The organism is Streptomyces barkulensis, from assembly GCF_002843305.1.
GTDB classification, from domain to species: Bacteria; Actinomycetota; Actinomycetes; order Streptomycetales; family Streptomycetaceae; genus Streptomyces; species Streptomyces barkulensis.
Map to the genome: position 1 here is coordinate 1 of NZ_PGSG01000048.1, position 15939 is coordinate 15939.

The following is a 15939-nucleotide window of genomic DNA, read 5'->3' on the forward strand; positions in this document are numbered from 1 at the left end:
GACGCCGTCAAGCCCACCAGCGCCGAGGCCATCACCCGGCTGCGCGCCCTCGGACTCACCCCCGTCCTGCTCACCGGCGACAACCGGGCGGTGGCCGAATCCGTCGCCCGCGAGGTCGGGATCGACGAGGTGATCGCCGAGGTCATGCCCCAGGACAAGGTCGATGTCGTCAAGCGCCTCCAGAGCGAGGGCCGCTCCGTGGCCATGGTCGGCGACGGCGTCAACGACGCGGCCGCCCTCGCCCAGGCCGACCTCGGCCTGGCCATGGGCACCGGCACCGACGCCGCCATCGAGGCCGGCGACCTGACCCTGGTCCGCGGCGACCTGCGCGCCGCCGCCGACGCCATCCGGCTCGCCCGCAAGACCCTGTCCACCATCAAGTCCAACCTCTTCTGGGCCTTCGCCTACAACGTCGCCGCCCTGCCGCTGGCCGCGGCCGGACTGCTCAACCCGATGATCGCGGGAGCCGCCATGGCCTTCTCCTCGGTCTTCGTGGTCGGCAACAGCCTCCGGCTGCGCCGCTTCCGCGCCCAGAGCTGACGAGCACTTCCCAGGAACACGCAGACCGCACCACCTTCGGGGGCCGGGGCACACCGCCCCGGCCCCCTTCTTCTCCCCCACGCCCTTTACCGCCGGATTCCCGTGAGACGAGGCGACGATGACCGGTTACGAGAAGCACAAGGACGACATCCTCAGGCGCCTGCGCAGAATCGAGGGCCAGGTACGCGGACTCCAGCGCATGGTCGAGCAGGACACCTACTGCATCGACGTGCTCACCCAGGTGTCCGCGACGAACGCCGCCCTCCAGTCGTGCGCCCTCGCCCTCCTCGACGAGCACCTCAGCTGCTGCGTCACCGAGGCCATCGGACACGGCGGGGACCGGGCGAGGGAGAAGGTGACCGAGGCGTCCCGCGCGATCGCGCGGCTCGTCCGGTCGTGACCCGTGGCACGGACGTACGATGTGGCGCGACCGCGGCCGCACGGGCCGCAGGAGGGGGAAGGGTGCGCCGGCTAGGCGAATTGGAAGCCGAGATCATGGATCGGCTCTGGCGGTGGCGCAGGGCGGCGACCGTCCGCGAGATCGTGGACGACATCAACCTGACCCGGCCGGTGGCCTACACGACGGTGATGACCGTCGCGGACATCCTGCACCGCAAGGGCATGCTCCGCCGGGAGAAGGCCGGGCGTGCCTGGATGTACGAACCGCTTCACAGCCGCGAGGAGTACACGGCCGGCCTGATGCGCGAGGCTCTGGGACACACCGAGGACCGCCGGACCGCGCTGATGCGCTTCGTCGAGCACATGTCGTCCGAGGAGGTCGAGGCGCTCAGAGCGGCACTGCGCTCCACCGGACGGGACACCCCCCTGTGACCGTGACCTACCATCTGCTGCCCCCGATGGGAGTCGTCCTGGGCACCGGGGTGATCGCCCCTCTGCTCCTGGCGCGCGCCCGCTGGGCCCACCACGCACCGAGACTCGCCGTCGGCGCCTGGCTGGCCCTGGCGGGCGCGCTGGCGTTCTCGGGAGGGCTTGCCCTGGCACAGCTGCTGCTGTCCTGGGCGGGCGGGCAGGGTGTGGTGGGACTCCTCGCCGCGTGCGCGTCCGAGCCGGAACGCATACCGCCCGGCCGTGATCTGCTGGTGATCGTGGCGGTTTCGGCGATCGCGGCGACCGGACCCCCTTGTGGGGCCCTGGTCCGCGAGTACGTGTGCACACGCAGATCACGCGCCCGGCACGCGCGGGTGCTGCGGATCGTCGGCCGGAGATCGGCACGGCTGGGCGTGACGCTCCTCGACCACGACACCCCGGCCGTCTACTGCCTGCCGGGCAGGTCTCCCGAGATCGTGGTGAGTTCCGGAGCCGTACGCACTCTGAGGGCGGGGGAGTTGTCGGCAGCGGTCGAACACGAGCGTGCGCATCTGGCCGGACGGCACCATCTGCTGTTCACCGCGGCGCACGCTCTCGGCTCCGTGTACCGCCGGCTCCCGCTCGGCAGTGGCCTGCGCCACCAGGTGCCCCTGCTGCTGGAGATGGCCGCCGACGACCGCGTGCTGCGGCGGTGCACACGCCAGGAACTCGCGACGGCTCTCTACGAGACGGCTGCCGGACAGGCTCCGAGGGGCGCCTTCGCCCTGGGCGGGCTGTCGGCCGTGCAGCGGATGAACCGTATTCTCGCGACCGACCGGCCACGCTGCCCCGCGGCGCGCGGCGCGTTCATGCTCCTGGCATCGGCCCTGACGGTCATTCCCCTGATTGTCGCATGCTGCTCACTCTAGATTTTCCCTACTGATTTACTAAGTATTTTCGTAGACCTCTCGCGGTGCAAAGCGGGAAACTTTTCAAAACCTCGAAAATCGACCGGAAAGAGCCCTGGGGTATTCCGGGAGGGCTTTTTGTTCCGCCACCCACAGGTCTATTGTGGGCAGTTGTCGGGCCGCTTCCGCCCGCGGGAGGGATGAACGTCATGGGCCATGTGGCAGTACGGCCGGCAGTCGAGGCCGAGGCGTCCTCGGTGTCCAGGTTGATGGCCGATTCACTACGGAACGGTTATCTCTCACTACTCGGAAAGGCCGAGGTGGAGCGCCTGGTCGGCCGCTACTGCTCGCTGGCCCGCATTCGCACGGAAATCGGCGCTCCCGGCAGCGGACCGGGCTGGCTCGGGTGGCTTGTCGCGGTGGAGCCCGGCGGCGGCGTACTGGGCGCGGCGGCCGGCGGCGTCGCCGAGGCGGGAGCCGGTGAGGTGTACTGCCTGTGTGTGAACGCGGACCGCCGCCGCGAGGGTATCGGCAGCGCACTGCTGGAGGCCGTGAGTGAACAGCAGCGCGGTGCGGGCGCCCGTCGCCAGCTGATCTCCCTGCACTCTCCGGAGGACCCCCTCCTGCCCTTTCTGAGCCGGCACGGTTTCCGGCCCCGGGAAGAGGACCTCGGCGGCATGCGCTACGCGCGCCCCCTGTGAGCCTCCCGCCGCCCCGGGGGTGGCAGATCCACGCCATCGCATGGACACGCAGCGGTTCCGGCTGGCTCCCGGCGCCGCCCGCGGGCCAGGATGCCTTCCAGGCGCGGTCCCGGCGGCACGGGCACCGCCCCCGGACGGCAGGGGTACAGCCGAGCACCCTGGAGGGGCGATGGACACGCAGAGGAGCACCGCCGTGTCGGCTCTGCTCGACATCTCGGACGACGACATGCGCACCGCTCTCCCGGAGACGGAGTGCGATGATGCCGGCTCCCTGCCGTCCGTGGCCGCCGAGGACGGCTCCGGCGCTCTGTGGCTGCCCGGCCTCGAGAACGTGTCCGCCCAGGATCCCGGGGACGTGTGGCTGCACGACGCCCTGCTGGGCCCGCACAGCACCGACATCGTCGGCTACCTGGGCATGGCCCGCACCACCGGCGGCCCGGTGCTCGACCTGGGGTCGGGCGCCGGGCGGCTGGCCGTCCCCTTCGCCCGGCACGGTTTCGCCGTGGCGGCGGTGGACCGGGACCGCCACAGCCTGCGGCGGCTGCGGCAGTGGGCCCGGCGGATCGGCCCCCGCACCGACCGGCTGGTGACCACGGTCCCCGCCGACCTGGCCGGGCTGCGGCTGGAGGGCCGGTACCAGCTGGTGGTGCTGGCCGGAGCGATGATCACGGCCGTTCCCCCGCGGGCGCGTCCCGCCCTGCTGCGCGAGATAGCCTCCCGCCTGGGCACGGGAGGCGCGCTGGCCCTGGACTATCCGAGCCACGCGCTCACGGGCCTGAAGGAGCGGCCCCGGCGCACGTTCGCCTTCCGGGTGCCGCGTTTCGACGGGGTGACCGAGACGGTCGTGGCCAGGCAGGTCTTCGACCCGGCCGGAATGCGCGAGCGGATCACCTACCGGTGCCGGTGCTCCACACGGCACGATGTCCATCTCCGGACCCTGACCACCCGCAAATGGCTGATCGACTCCGAACAGCTGGCACATGACATACGCAGAGCCGGAATGCATATCACCGACCGGCGCCCCCACCGGATCGACTCCGTGACCGAACATGTGCTCTTGATTTGCCGCGCCGACGCATGATGAGGTGACCGGGGCCGCAGAACGGTCGAGGGTGGACCTACCCCGGAACGAGTGCACGGTCACATCGGAGCGCGGTACGGGTAGACGAGGGGGATTACCGCAACGTGTCCAGATCCGGTTCCGGCGGACGTAGTGGCTCGCAGGACCCCGCTCTCCGCCTCTACCAGGCGTTGCGGGCGCGCGGGGCCGCGGGATTCGCCGCGGTGGCCGCCGAGTTGGGGCTCAAGGAACACGAGGCCGCCCGTCACCGGGACGAGTTGGAGCGCCTCGGCCTGGTCGTTCCCACCGCCTCGCTGCACACCACCGGTCTGGAGACGAACCCCGGCTGGCGGCACGAGGAGACCGAGGACGCCGTCACGGTGATCGCCCCCGAGGTGGCGCTCCTGCGCGTGATGGCGCACGAGCGGGACATGCTGCGCGAGCGTCTGCGGCAGGCCGACGAGGCCCACACCAGGCTGGAGACGCTGGCCGACCGTTTCCTGCGGGCCGGTTCGGTCACCGACTCCGAGGTCGAGGTCGAGGTGCTCACGGACTACCGGCGCATCCAGCAGGCCGTCGAGGACGTCGTGGACCTCGTACACGACTCCGTGGCCTCCATGCATCCCGGCGCCATCGACACCAGCACCCTGGACCGGTCGCTGGGCCGGGACAGGCGGCTGCTGGGCGAGGGAGTGCGGGTGCGGGTGATCTACAACCAGCGGTTCGCGTCCGTGCCGACACTGGCGGACTTCTTCAGACGCCAGGTCGAGGCCGGCGTCGAGGTCCGCCTCTCCCCCGTCGTGCCCATGAACATGATCCTCGGCGACCACCAGTTCGCGCTTCTTCCGGCCAATCCCGACGACCACACCGCCGGCGCGATCCTGGCCAGGGGGCCTGCGCTGGTGCGGTCCTATCTGGCCGTCTACGAGTACTGCTGGCACACCTCGTCGGCGTTCGGCGAGGAGGAGAACGCCGAGCGCGGCGGCGACGGGCTGACCGAGCAGCAGCGGGCGGCGCTTCGCATGCTGGCCACCGGCATGAAGGACGAGAAGATCGCGCGGAACCTCGGTGTGTCGCTGCGCACCGTCAGCCGCCTGCTGTCCGAGGTGATGCAGGAGCTGGGCGCGGGCAGCCGCTTCGAGGCCGGGGTGAAGGCCACCCGGCTGGGCTGGCTCGATTAGCACACCGCTCCTGTCCGGCCAAGATGTACGATGGTGGAAAACTTTTGGTCGGATCAGTTGACTCGGATCGGTTGACTGGGAGCGGTTGGCGGGGACATGAAGCGCGAGGTACTGCCGGAGCAGCGCGAGGCCGCGGTGCAGCAGCTGCGTGATGTCGGCCTGCGGGTCACCGGGCCGCGGCTGGAAGTCCTCAAGGTGCTGCGGGAGAACAGCCACATGGAGGTGGAGGAAATCACCTCCACCGCGCGGGAAAGACTGGGGACACTGACCAGCCAGGCGGTCTACGAGATGCTGAAGCATTTCCTCGACACCGGACTGGTGACGAAATTCGACCGCCCCGGGCTGCCGGCCGTCTTCGAATTGGCTTCCGAACCTCACCACCACGCGCTGTGCACGCGTTGCGGACGGGTGGCCAACGTGGCCGTGCAGGCCCCCACGCCTTCGCGCAAGGGCCTGCACGGCTGGCACATGACGGGCACCGAGCTGGTCTTCAAGGGCGAGTGCCCGGACTGCCGTCAGTCCTGAGACGGGGCCGGCGGCCAGTCGACGTTGCCGTCGCTCGGGGAGACCGGCGGCCAGTCGACCTCGGTGCCGGAGGCCAGGATGCCGAGCCCGCCCGGCTGATCGGACAGGGCCGCCGTCGCGGCGGCGCCGGCCACGGAGGCGCACAGGATTGCGGCGACGGCCAGGCGGCGCAGGGCGAAGGAAATTCCGCTGTACGAAGGCATGGTTCCTCCAGGGTGATGGGCGGGATTTTCGTCTCCCCTCTCCCGTGCCGCCGGGAGTTCCTCGGGGTGACGCTTAAATAATCCCGCCCCACGACTTCCCGATCCAGGGATGTCGGCGTCGCACACACGCCATGGCACAAGCCTGTCAAAGCCCCGGGAAAGCGGAATCCCCGAATTTCACTGCTGAATTACTCAGCGATTCCATTCGGACCAATATTTGATCCGCTAAAATCTATGATAGAATCGTGGGTGCGGCTCTCTCCCTTGAGCCGGCGGGGCCCTGGCACCTCCAGGGACAGGTCCCCGCCCGGGCAGGGGCGTGCCGCCGCCCCTGCCCACCCGGACCGCGCCGTCCCGGCCGCACGCTCGTACACGGCGAGCGTGCGGGCCGCGGCCAGGTCCCAGGCCATTCCCGACGCGTACCGGACTCCGGCCCGCCCCATGGCCCCGGCCAGTTCGGGTGCCCTGGCCAGGGTCAGCAACTGCCGGGCGTAGTCCCGCGGACGGTGCCCCCGGACCAGCAGGCCCGTCACCCGGTCCCGCACGGCGGCCGGCAGCCCGCCCACCTCGGCGGCGAGCACGGGGGTCCCGCAGGCCTGGGCCTCCAGGGCCACCAGGCCGAACGACTCGCTGCGCGAGGGCACCACCAGCACGTCGGCGGCGCGGTACCAGTGCGCCAGCGTCTCCTGCCGCACGGCGGGTTCGAAGCGGATCACATCCGCCACACCCGACGCGGCGCACAGTTGTCCCAGCCGTTCCGGGGCACGCAGCCCCGAACCGCTCAGACCGCCGATCACGGGTACCACCAGGCGCCTGCCGAGTTCCGGGTCCAGACGGACCAGTTCGGCGACGGCCTCGACCAGCACGTCCGGTCCCTTCAGAGGCTGTATGCGTCCCACGAACAGCGGCACGAAGGCGTCCCGCGGCAGCCCCAGGAGGCGGCGGGCGGCCTGCCGGCCCCCGCCCGGACGGAAGGTGCGGAGATCGACGCCGGGGTGCACGATGTCGGTGCGCTCCCGAGCCGCCCCGTACAGCCGCCGCAGCGCCGCCGCCTCGTCGGCCGTGTTGGCGATCAGGCGTTCGGCGGTGTCGACGACCTGGTGCTCGCCCAGGATCCGCTCCGGTGGCTCGGGGTTGTCGCCCTCGGCGAGCGAGGCGTTCTTCACCCGGCCCAGCGTGTGCATGGTGTGCACCAGCGGGACCCCCCATCGCCGCGTCACGGTCCGGCCCACCTGCCCGGACAGCCAGTAGTGGGAGTGGACCAGATCGTAGGGACGGCCGCCGTCCCCGGCCGCGGTGCGCAGCAGCGCCCGCGAGAAGTCCTCCAGCGTGCCGGGGAGTTCCTCCTTGGCCACGGCCCGGCACGGGCCGGCGTGCAGATGGCGCACGGTCGTGCCGGGGGCCAGCGACACCTTCGGCGGCAGGTCCTCGCCCCGGCACCGGGTGAAGACGTCGATCTCGGCGCCGAGTCCGGCCAGGCTCCGCGAGAGCTGGACGATGTAGACGTTCATCCCGCCCGCGTCGCCGGTGCCGGGCTGGTGCAGCGGTGAGGTGTGGACACTGAGCATGGCCACGCGGAGCGGTCGTGCGGTGGTGACGGACACGTGGTTCTCCTCGGTGATCGGACCGGGCGCCGCCCTCGCGAAGCCGTGGCGGCGCCCGGCAGACGGAAGGGCTCCGGGGCGTGAAGCCCCGGAGCCCGATGGGAAGGTGTCGAAGACGTAAGGGTTCAGAAGCCGAAGACCGGGCCCGACGGCGGTGACAGCCGGGTGCCGGCGGCGGGAGCGGTGAGGGCTTCGGGAACGACGGCGCGGCCCGCCGGCAGTCCCAGTGCGGACGCCAGCCGGTCGGCCCCTTCCGGCATCACCGGGCGGGCCCAGGCGGCCAGCGCCCCGGCCACCCGCAACTGGGCCACGATCGCGGGCGCCTTGCGGTCCGGGCCGGTGGGGCCGTGCCACCGGTACCCGTTGGCATGGCCGAAGTCGTCGGCGGAGCGGACGACCTCGTCCAGCAGCGCGACGGCGCGACGGGGGTCGAAGGACCGGGGGTCGTACGCCTCGCGCAGTTCCCCGGCCGTGCGGACCAGTCGCTCGTGCAGGACGTCCCAGCCCGCTCCGCCGGAGGCGGCGTCCGGCACCAGTCCCTCGGACTCCTCCCGGACTGCGGTGAAGAGCCTGCCCAGCCAGTCGTTCCAGGTGGAGTCCAGCCACTGCCGCGTGCGCTCCAGGTCCGAGTGCCGGAACGGCGCGGCCCCGTCGGTCGGCCGGCACTGCAGCACATGGCGGCGCAGGGTGTCGGAACCGAACTCCGTGAGCAGGTCCAGGGCCCAGAGCGCCGGACGCCGGCCGCCGGTCTCGCCCTTCCCCTTCTCCAGGCGGAGGGTTTCGTTGACGCGGAACGAGTGCTTCAGCTTCACCCCCTGGGCGAGGACGAGGACGGGCAGCAGCACCGCCTGGCAGAAGACGTGGCCGGCCCCGCAGAAGTGGACGGTCTCCTCCGGCGCCGCCCGGTGGTCCGGCCAGCAGCCGTAGAGGTGCATCGCGATGTCCTCGAAGCAGACGTCGATGCGGTGGCCCTCGAAGTCGTCCCCGGGGACCGGCAGCCCCCACTCGGCCGGATGGCACACGGCCACGTCGGGCAGGCCGTCCTCGGCCAGTCCCTCGCACAGCGCGGCGACCCGCGGTGGAAGGTCGCTGCCGCGCCAGTGGTCGGCGAGCCGGTCGCGGAAGGGCTCCAGCGGCAGGTACAGACGGCGGCAGCGGCGGAGCACCGCCGCGGTGCCGCACAGGGAGCAGCTCGGCGAGAGCAGTTCGCCGCTGTCGTTCGGCCGGGCGCAGGCGTGGCAGACACCCGCCCGGCAGGGCTGCCCGCAGTGGGGGCAGCCGCCGGTCGCGTGGGCCCCGTACAGCCAGCGCTCACACGGTTCGCAGTAGGGCATCAGCCGGGTCCTGGCGGCGATGACGCCGTCGGCGCGGAGCCGGGCGAAGAGGTTCTGCACCCACTGGCGGTAGCCGGCGGAGGATCGCGGATCGGTGATCAGGTCGAACTCGACTCCGGCGCGCTGCAGGTCGGCGCATATGGCCTGGCGGTACCCTTCCGCGACCTCCTGGGGCTTGCGTCCGTCCCGCAGGGCCCGCAGTTCGACGGAGCTGTTGTGGTCGGAAGTGCCGGTGACGAAGAGGACGGACCGGCCGTCGGCGCGCAGGTAGCGGCTGAGCACGTCGGCGGCGACATAGGGTCCGGCCAGGTGCCCGATGTGGAGCTCGCCGTGGGAGGCGGGCGGGGTCGCGGTGATCCAGAGCCGGCTGCTCACGGGCGGGCCTCCTTTCCCGCTGGTCAGCGGGGCTCGAAGTGGAAGGAGCGGATGAAGCAGTCCCGTGGCTGCTCGACCGCGTAGACGATGCATTCGAAAAGCGCCTGGGTGGTGAGTTTCTCGTCGGGGTCTCCCCCTGTTCCCTCCCACTCCACCGACCGGGGGTCGGAGGTGGAGAAGTCGGGCGGGTAGAGCGAGAAGACGCGGACGCCCGAGGACCGCAGCCGGTGGGAGAGGATGTCGGCGAATCCCGCCTGGGCGCTCTTCGCCGCGTAGAAGGCGTCGTGGGCCGTCGACATACCCGCCGTGTCCGGGCCCCGGACCGCGACCATGTTGACGATGTCGGGCCGCTGGGAGACGCGCAGCAGCGGCAGGAAGTGCTTGACCATCAGCACGGTTCCGCCCGCGGTGGATTCGATGGTCTCCACGATCTGGTCGTCCGAGGCGTCCTCGAGTTCGACGCCGTCGAGCCACCGCGCGCCGTTGTTGACGAGCAGGTCGACCCGGCCGGTGTGTTCGCCCACCCGGCGGGCGAACTCCCGGATCTCGGCCGGGCGGCTGAGGTCGCAGCCGAACGCGTGGATGCGCTCACGGGCCGACCCCATGACGTCGGCCAGGGTGTGCTCGGCCGCTTCCACCGTACGGGCCGAGACGAATACCTCGGCGCCCAGATGCGCGAAACCGATGGCGAGCGCACGCCCGAATTCACGGGAGGCGCCGGTGACGACGACACGCAGGTTATCGAATTTCATTCCGTCCAGCTCTCCCCGGTCGGCCAGATGTCCTCGAAAAGCCTGACAGACGGCGGGGAGGATATCCGCAGAGAGGAAAGGCAGGTTCACGCAGTGGCGTGGACGCGCCACGGCAGCCGCAGGTCCGCCCGCAGCACGCGGACCCGCCTGCCGCCGATGCCGACCCGGCGAAGGCGCCCGGAGTGCTCGCCGGCCGTGACGGCGGTCTCCAGTTCGACCGGCACGGTGCCGGACGGAGTGTCGACGAGAACGGAGTCCGTCCCGCATCCGGCGGCTCGTGCCAGACGGTGCGGAACCGTTCCCGCGATGGCGGAGGCGGCCGCCAGGCAGGCGAGTCCGGTGAGCGCGAACGCGGGGTGCCACCCGGGTTCGGTGAGGGATCTGGCCGCCAGCCGCCCCGGCCGGCCGGCGCTCACCACGGCGACCTTGGGCAGCAGGCCGCCCGCGGGCAGTCCCAGTACGGCGCGCGCCGCGGCCCGCAGCCGCTCCAGCCGCGCCAGGGCGGCGGAACCCGCCTCGAACAGGGCCCGGGGGCCGTGCAGTCCCAGATCCGCCGCGTCGACGAACACATAGGGGTTGCCGAACCGCACAAGGGAACCGAGCAGCACTCCCTCACCGGTGATCAGGGCGTCGGTGGCCCGCCCGGTGGGCAGCAGCCGCGGCAGCGGAAGCTCCGCGCCCGGCAGGAGGTGCAGGGTGTGGGTGCCGTCCCGGGCCCGCTCGCAGACCATCTCCTCCCCGGTGTTGAGGACCCGGACCCGCAGGGGCTCCCGCGCCGTCCCGGTGGCGGCCGCGGCCAGCAGGGAGTGGCCGCAGCCGCTGTCGAAGGCGAACTCCCGCGGATCCCGCGCCAGTCCCTGGACGAAGCGGTAGTCCAGGTCGTACCCGGGCAGCGGGGAAGGACGGACCAGCGCGAACTTCAGGACCGGACCGTGCCCGGCGTCCTCCAGGAACAGGCGTATCCGTCCCAGGGCGGCGCTCAGGCGGTCGCGGTCCTCGGGGAGCCGGCCGGCGTCGAGCACCAGGGTGGGTCCCGGCGCCCCCTCGGCCATCGCGATGTACGAGGTCATGCGGCCAGTCCGGCCAGGGACCGGACCCGGGGCGCCGACGCGCGCAGAGCGCGCAGCTCCTCGCTCCACAGTTCGTGGACCAGCAGGGCCCACAGCGCGCCGGCGGTCACCGGGGAGGGCTGCCGGCGGTGGGCGGCGAACAGGCCGCCCACTCCCCGCGCGCACAGCCGGCCGTCGAGGCGCAGGTTCCCGGAGGACAGCATCTCCTGGGCCAGCGCCATGAGAGGCGTGCCGCGGACGAGCATCGCGTCGACGGGAAGGTGGAAGGGCTGCTTGGGGCGGCGGACCACCGCCTCCGGCAGCACCCCCCGGGCCGCCGCGAACAGAGCCCGCTTCCCCGTGCGCAGGCGGACGGGGAGCCGCCGGGCCAGGGCGGAGACGGCCGGCTGGAGGTACGGCATTCGCGCTTCCACCGCCCAGGCCATGCTGAGGTGGTCGACGCGGCGCAGATGGTAGGCCGGCAGTCGCTGCAGCGTCTCGAAGTCCGTCAGCGTGGTGTGCCGGCTACCGGCCGCCGACCGCAACTGTTCGGTGATCCGCCGCTCGGCCGACCCCCGGTCGGCGAGGAAGGCACGGTAGTCGGAGGTGTAGAGCGAGTCGCGCAGGGCGCGGGGGACCGCGGCGAGTGAGGCGACATAAGGGCTCACCCAGTCCGCACCGGCCGGTGCGGCCAGTGCGGCGCGCATCCGGTCGTACCCGGCGAAGAGTTCGTCGGCGCCGTCACCGGTGAGGGCGACGGTGAACCCCTCGGCGCGGACGGCGCGGAACAGCGCGTAGGTGCTGAGCGTGATGGGGTCGGCGTTGGGCTGGCCCAGATGCCACACGGTCCGCGGCAGCAGCTCGGCGAACTCGCCGGGGTCCACCTCGATCTGGTGGTGGACCGTGCCGCTGCGGCGGGCGACGGCCCGGGCGAACCCGTCCTCGTCCCCAGGCCAGCGCCCCTTGTAGGTCAGGTGGAAGGTGTGCAGGGGCTCCCCGCGCACCTGCCGGGCGTGTTCCGCCGCCAGCGCGGTCACCAGGCCCGAGTCCAGACCTCCGCTGGTGACGGCGCAGACCGGGACGTCGGCACGGGCCAGCGCGCGCACCTCGCGGCCCAGCACGCCCAGCAGGTCCGCGCCCGGGCGCTCCTCCCCGCGGGGCCGGCGGCGGTGGACGCGCAGGCCTGTGCCCGGATCCGCCACCGCGGTGGCCCCGGGAGGCAGGGTGCGGATGCCGCGCAGTACGGACTGCTGCCCCAGGCAGGTACGAGTCGTCAGGTACTCGTCCAGTGCCTCCTCCCGCTGCACGGCGGGCACCTGCGAGAACGCGATCAGGGCGGACAGTTCGGAGGCGAAGTACACACCGCCGCCCGGGGCGGCGTGGTAGTAGAGCGTCTTCATGCCGTGGTCGTCGGTGGCGAGGACGAGCCGGGGCTCAGGGCTGCGCAGATCCACCAGGGCCACGGCGAACATGCCCTCGAGCAGTCCGGCGAAGGCCGCGCCGTACTCGGCGTAGAGGGCCGGCAGCAAGGTGCCGTCGCAGTTGTCGGGGAAGACGTGTCCCCGCTCCCGCAGGCGCCGGCGCAGTTCGCGGTGGTTGTACAGCTCGCCGTTGAAGACGGCGACGACGCCCGGCGCCGTCTTCAGTTCGTAGGGCTGGGCGCCGCCGGCCGGGTCGGTGACGGCGAGCCGGTTGCAGCCCAGCGACCATCCCGGTCCCCTTCTCATCCCGTGGGCGTCGGGCCCACCGTGCCGCTGGCGGCCGGCGACGGCAGCCAGGTCGTGGACTGTCGCACCTGCAGCGAACGAGCCGAGGATCCTGCACATGGCGGCCACCTCCGAACACATCACACCAGACGGAATCAATGATTTGAATCTACCAATTCTTTGTCCGGCGCGAAAGTGTCATGGCGCAAACCGGCCATGAGCCGCCTCTTGTCGTCCCCGCCCCGCGCGCAACAGGCTGGCCGCATGAGCGACTCCACCTTCGGCACGGCCTCCAGGGGCACGCCCGACAGCCTGCTGGTCGTGGCCGCACACCCCGACGACATCGAGTTCTGTGTGAGCGGAACCGTCATGCAGTGGATGGACCGCGGCACGCGGGTGACCTACTGCATCGTCACCGACGGCGACGCGGGCGGATACGACGAGCAGCTGCCGCGGCAGGTCATGGCGGATCTGCGCCGGGCCGAACAGACGCACTCCGCCAAACTCAGCGGGGTGCAGGACGTCCGGTTCCTCGGCTACCCGGACAGCAGGGTGGAACCGAGCGTGGAACTGCGCCGCGATCTGTGCCGGGTCATCCGCGAGGTCAGGCCGCAGCGCGCCATCATCCCCAGTCCCGAGATCAACTGGGCGCGCGTCGCCGATCTCCACCCCGACCACCGTGCCGTCGGGGAGGCGGCCCTGCGCGCGATCTACCCCGAGGCCCGCAATCCCTTCGCCCACGCCTCCCTGCTCAAGCACGAAGGGCTGCGGCCGTGGACCGTCCCCGAGACCTGGCTGATGACCGGTCCGAGCCCCAACCAGTTCATCGACGTCACCGCCGTCTTCGACCGCAAGGTCGACGCGTTGCGCATCCACACCTCGCAGACGGCCCACTTCGAGGACCTGGCCGGACTGCTCCGGGAATGGCTGGCGGAGCACGCCCGTGCGGGCGGACTGCCTCCCGGGAGGCTCGCCGAGGCCTTCCAGGTCGTACGGACGGCATGACCGGCCGCCCCGTCACGGGGCGGCCGGTCCTCGGCGTTCGCGTCCCGCGGTGTTCAGCCGTAGATGACCAGCTCGCTCTCCACGGCACCGTCCAGCACATACCGCGCGCCGACCACGGGACGGCCGGAGTAGAGGCGGATCAGGGTCGGGACATCCGTTTCCAGACGCGCCGGCGGCCGCCCGTCCTCGAGGTTGCCCAGGGAGAGCCTCCTCGCCGGTGAGGCCGGTGGGCGGGGCTCCGGGAACGGGAGGCGCCCCCCGCCGCCGAGAACCGCCTCCACCCGCGGAGTGGAGCGGACCCGGCTGGCGACGGCGAGGATGGCCAGCGCCTCGGCCGCCCCGGGCCCCTCGTAGGCCCCCGGCCGGCCCAGGGCGTCACGGACGTCGCCGGCGTGCACCCACTCCCCCAGCGCGATCACGTCCAGGTCCCCGTCGGACGCGGCGATCACCTTCCCCGCCTCGGTGAACCCCTCCTCCAGTTCGTCCAGGATCCGGGAGACGCTCCAGTCGCGGCGCTCCCACACGTCGGCCGCGTTCGCCTCGGGTGTGAAGGCGCCCTCGAGCCGGCCCTCCACAATGCGCAGGAGGGCCGCCGAACAGTGCGCGAGCACCTCGCGCACCGTCCAGCCCGGGCAGGCGGTGCGGCGCTCGTACTCGCCGCCGGCCGTACGGCGCAGCAGCGGCAGCAGGGCGTCCCGTTCGGCCAGCAGCAGCCGGTGCGGCAGCCAGGGATCTCTCGTCTCGGTCATCGGTGTCAGTAGCGGTAGTGGTCGGGCTTGTACGGACCCTCCACCGGCACCCCGATGTAGGCCGCCTGCTCCGGACTCAGCACGGTCAGCCTCGCCCCCAGCGCCTCCAGATGCAGCCGGGCGACCTTCTCGTCCAGATGCTTGGGCAGCACATACACCCCCACCGGATAGGCATCCGGCTTGGTGAACAACTCGATCTGGGCGATCGTCTGGTTGGCGAAGGAGTTCGACATCACGAACGACGGATGCCCGGTGGCGTTGCCCAGGTTCAGCAGCCGCCCCTCGGACAGCACGATGATCGCCTTCCCGTCCGGGAAGGTCCAGGTGTGCACCTGCGGCTTGACCTCGTCCCTGACGATCCCGGGGATCGCCGCCAGACCGGCCATGTCGATCTCGTTGTCGAAGTGGCCGATGTTGCCCACGATCGCCTGGTGCTTCATCCGCGCCATGTGGGAGGCCAGAATGATGTCCTTGTTGCCGGTGGTGGTCACGAAGATGTCCGCACTCTCCACCACATCCTCCAGCGTGGCGACCTGATAGCCGTCCATCGCCGCCTGCAGCGCGCAGATCGGGTCGATCTCGGTGACGATCACCCGCGCGCCCTGCCCGCGCAGCGACTCCGCGCACCCCTTGCCCACGTCCCCGTAACCGCACACCACGGCCACCTTGCCGCCGATCAGGGTGTCGGTGGCCCGGTTGATCCCGTCGATCAGCGAGTGGCGGCAGCCGTACTTGTTGTCGAACTTCGACTTCGTCACCGAGTCGTTGACGTTGATCGCCGGGAAGAGCAGCACGCCGTCGCGCTGCATCTCGTACAGCCGGTGCACCCCGGTGGTGGTCTCCTCCGTCACCCCCCGGATCTCCGAGGCCAGCGCCGTCCACTTGCCCGGCTGCTCGGCCAGGGTGCGGGCCAGCAGGCCCAGGATGACCGCGTGCTCCTCGGACTCGGCCGTGGAGACGTCCGGCACCGCGCCGGCCTTCTCGTACTCCACGCCCTTGTGCACCAGCAGCGTGGCGTCCCCGCCGTCGTCCAGAATCATGTTCGGCCCGCCGGTGGGCTCGCCCGGCCAGGTCAGCGCCTGCTCGGTGCACCACCAGTACTCCTGAAGGCTCTCGCCCTTCCAGGCGAAGACCGGCACCCCCCGCGGATCCTCGGGAGTGCCACCGGGACCGACCGCGACCGCGGCGGCGGCATGGTCCTGGGTGGAGAAGATGTTGCAGGACGCCCAGCGCACCCGCGCGCCCAGCGCCACCAGCGTCTCGATCAGCACGGCCGTCTGCACCGTCATGTGCAGCGACCCGGTGATCCGCGCCCCGGCCAGCGGCCGGGCGGCGGCGTACTCGCGGCGGATGGCCATCAGACCGGGCATCTCGTGCTCGGCCAGCGTGATCTCCTTGCGGCCGAACGCCGCCAGGGACAGATCCGCCACCTTGAAGTCC

17 protein-coding genes are annotated in these 15939 nt (G+C 71.6%); 9 read left to right on the forward strand and 8 right to left on the reverse strand.

Annotation, left to right across the window (positions count from 1 at the left end; all coding sequences use genetic code 11):
- The 8 genes from CUT83_RS10300 to CUT83_RS10335 all read left to right on the forward strand — a co-directional run.
- Window positions 1-540: HAD-IC family P-type ATPase (locus CUT83_RS10300; protein WP_143688523.1), on the forward strand; the 540-nt coding region annotated here is incomplete at its 5' end.
- Between the two features lie 118 nt (window positions 541-658).
- Window positions 659-940: a metal-sensitive transcriptional regulator gene (locus tag CUT83_RS10305; RefSeq protein ID WP_093852590.1), complete on the forward strand. Its 282-nt coding sequence runs from the start codon at window positions 659-661 to the stop codon at window positions 938-940.
- 62 nt (window positions 941-1002) lie between these two features.
- Window positions 1003-1371, forward strand: a complete 369-nt coding sequence (locus CUT83_RS10310) for a BlaI/MecI/CopY family transcriptional regulator (RefSeq protein ID WP_101255558.1) — start codon at window positions 1003-1005, stop codon at window positions 1369-1371.
- Window positions 1372-1373: 2 nt separating this feature from the next.
- On the forward strand, window positions 1374-2276 hold the full coding sequence (locus tag CUT83_RS10315) for a M56 family metallopeptidase (protein WP_101255569.1): 903 nt from the start codon (window positions 1374-1376) through the stop codon (window positions 2274-2276).
- Window positions 2277-2455: 179 nt separating this feature from the next.
- Window positions 2456-2956 carry a GNAT family N-acetyltransferase gene (locus CUT83_RS10320; RefSeq protein WP_240958387.1) on the forward strand — a complete coding sequence of 167 codons (501 nt, stop codon included), beginning with the start codon at window positions 2456-2458 and terminating at the stop codon, window positions 2954-2956.
- A gap of 169 nt (window positions 2957-3125) precedes the next feature.
- Window positions 3126-4037, forward strand: coding sequence for an SAM-dependent methyltransferase (locus tag CUT83_RS10325; protein ID WP_158238992.1), 912 nt, complete (start codon window positions 3126-3128; stop codon window positions 4035-4037).
- A 104-nt stretch (window positions 4038-4141) separates the two neighbouring features.
- Window positions 4142-5197 (forward strand): helix-turn-helix transcriptional regulator, encoded by a 1056-nt coding sequence (locus CUT83_RS10330; RefSeq protein ID WP_101255560.1) that lies wholly within the window; start codon window positions 4142-4144, stop codon window positions 5195-5197.
- Between the two features lie 96 nt (window positions 5198-5293).
- A complete protein-coding gene (locus CUT83_RS10335; RefSeq protein WP_101255561.1) occupies window positions 5294-5722 on the forward strand; it encodes a Fur family transcriptional regulator in 429 nt (142 codons plus the stop codon).
- Here CUT83_RS10335 and CUT83_RS10340 read toward each other — a convergent pair.
- From CUT83_RS10340 to asnB, 6 genes are all read right to left on the reverse strand, one after another.
- Window positions 5713-5925 carry a hypothetical protein gene (locus CUT83_RS10340; protein WP_101255562.1) on the reverse strand — a complete coding sequence of 71 codons (213 nt, stop codon included), beginning with the start codon at window positions 5923-5925 and terminating at the stop codon, window positions 5713-5715. The two genes, CUT83_RS10335 and CUT83_RS10340, sit on opposite strands and share 10 nt — an antisense overlap.
- A 188-nt stretch (window positions 5926-6113) precedes the next feature.
- Window positions 6114-7493, reverse strand: a complete 1380-nt coding sequence (gene mshA, locus CUT83_RS10345) for a D-inositol-3-phosphate glycosyltransferase (protein ID WP_101255571.1) — start codon at window positions 7491-7493, stop codon at window positions 6114-6116.
- Between the two features lie 161 nt (window positions 7494-7654).
- The gene (locus CUT83_RS10350; RefSeq protein WP_101255563.1) at window positions 7655-9238 is read right to left on the reverse strand and encodes a class I tRNA ligase family protein; all 1584 of its coding nucleotides are present in this window, start codon (window positions 9236-9238) and stop codon (window positions 7655-7657) included.
- 23 nt (window positions 9239-9261) lie between these two features.
- Window positions 9262-9990: an SDR family oxidoreductase gene (locus CUT83_RS10355; RefSeq protein ID WP_101255564.1), complete on the reverse strand. Its 729-nt coding sequence runs from the start codon at window positions 9988-9990 to the stop codon at window positions 9262-9264.
- An 86-nt stretch (window positions 9991-10076) separates the two neighbouring features.
- Window positions 10077-11060, reverse strand: a complete 984-nt coding sequence (locus CUT83_RS10360; protein ID WP_101255565.1) for a PrpF domain-containing protein — start codon at window positions 11058-11060, stop codon at window positions 10077-10079.
- Entirely contained in the window at window positions 11057-12886 is a 1830-nt protein-coding gene (asnB, locus tag CUT83_RS10365) for an asparagine synthase (glutamine-hydrolyzing) (RefSeq protein WP_338154108.1), read from the reverse strand. Before asnB ends, CUT83_RS10360 begins: the two co-directional genes overlap by 4 nt.
- Window positions 12887-13009: 123 nt before the next feature.
- Between asnB and CUT83_RS10370 the strand changes: the two genes are divergently transcribed.
- Window positions 13010-13750, forward strand: a complete 741-nt coding sequence (locus tag CUT83_RS10370) for a PIG-L deacetylase family protein (RefSeq protein WP_101255567.1) — start codon at window positions 13010-13012, stop codon at window positions 13748-13750.
- Window positions 13751-13803: 53 nt separating this feature from the next.
- On the opposite strand, the gene CUT83_RS10375 is transcribed toward CUT83_RS10370, so the two are convergent.
- Together CUT83_RS10375 and ahcY are read right to left on the reverse strand one after the other, a co-directional pair.
- On the reverse strand, window positions 13804-14499 hold the full coding sequence (locus CUT83_RS10375; RefSeq protein WP_173915052.1) for a maleylpyruvate isomerase family mycothiol-dependent enzyme: 696 nt from the start codon (window positions 14497-14499) through the stop codon (window positions 13804-13806).
- Between the two features lie 5 nt (window positions 14500-14504).
- A partial coding sequence (ahcY, locus tag CUT83_RS10380; protein ID WP_101255568.1) for an adenosylhomocysteinase occupies window positions 14505-15939 on the reverse strand: 1435 nt, incomplete at its 5' end.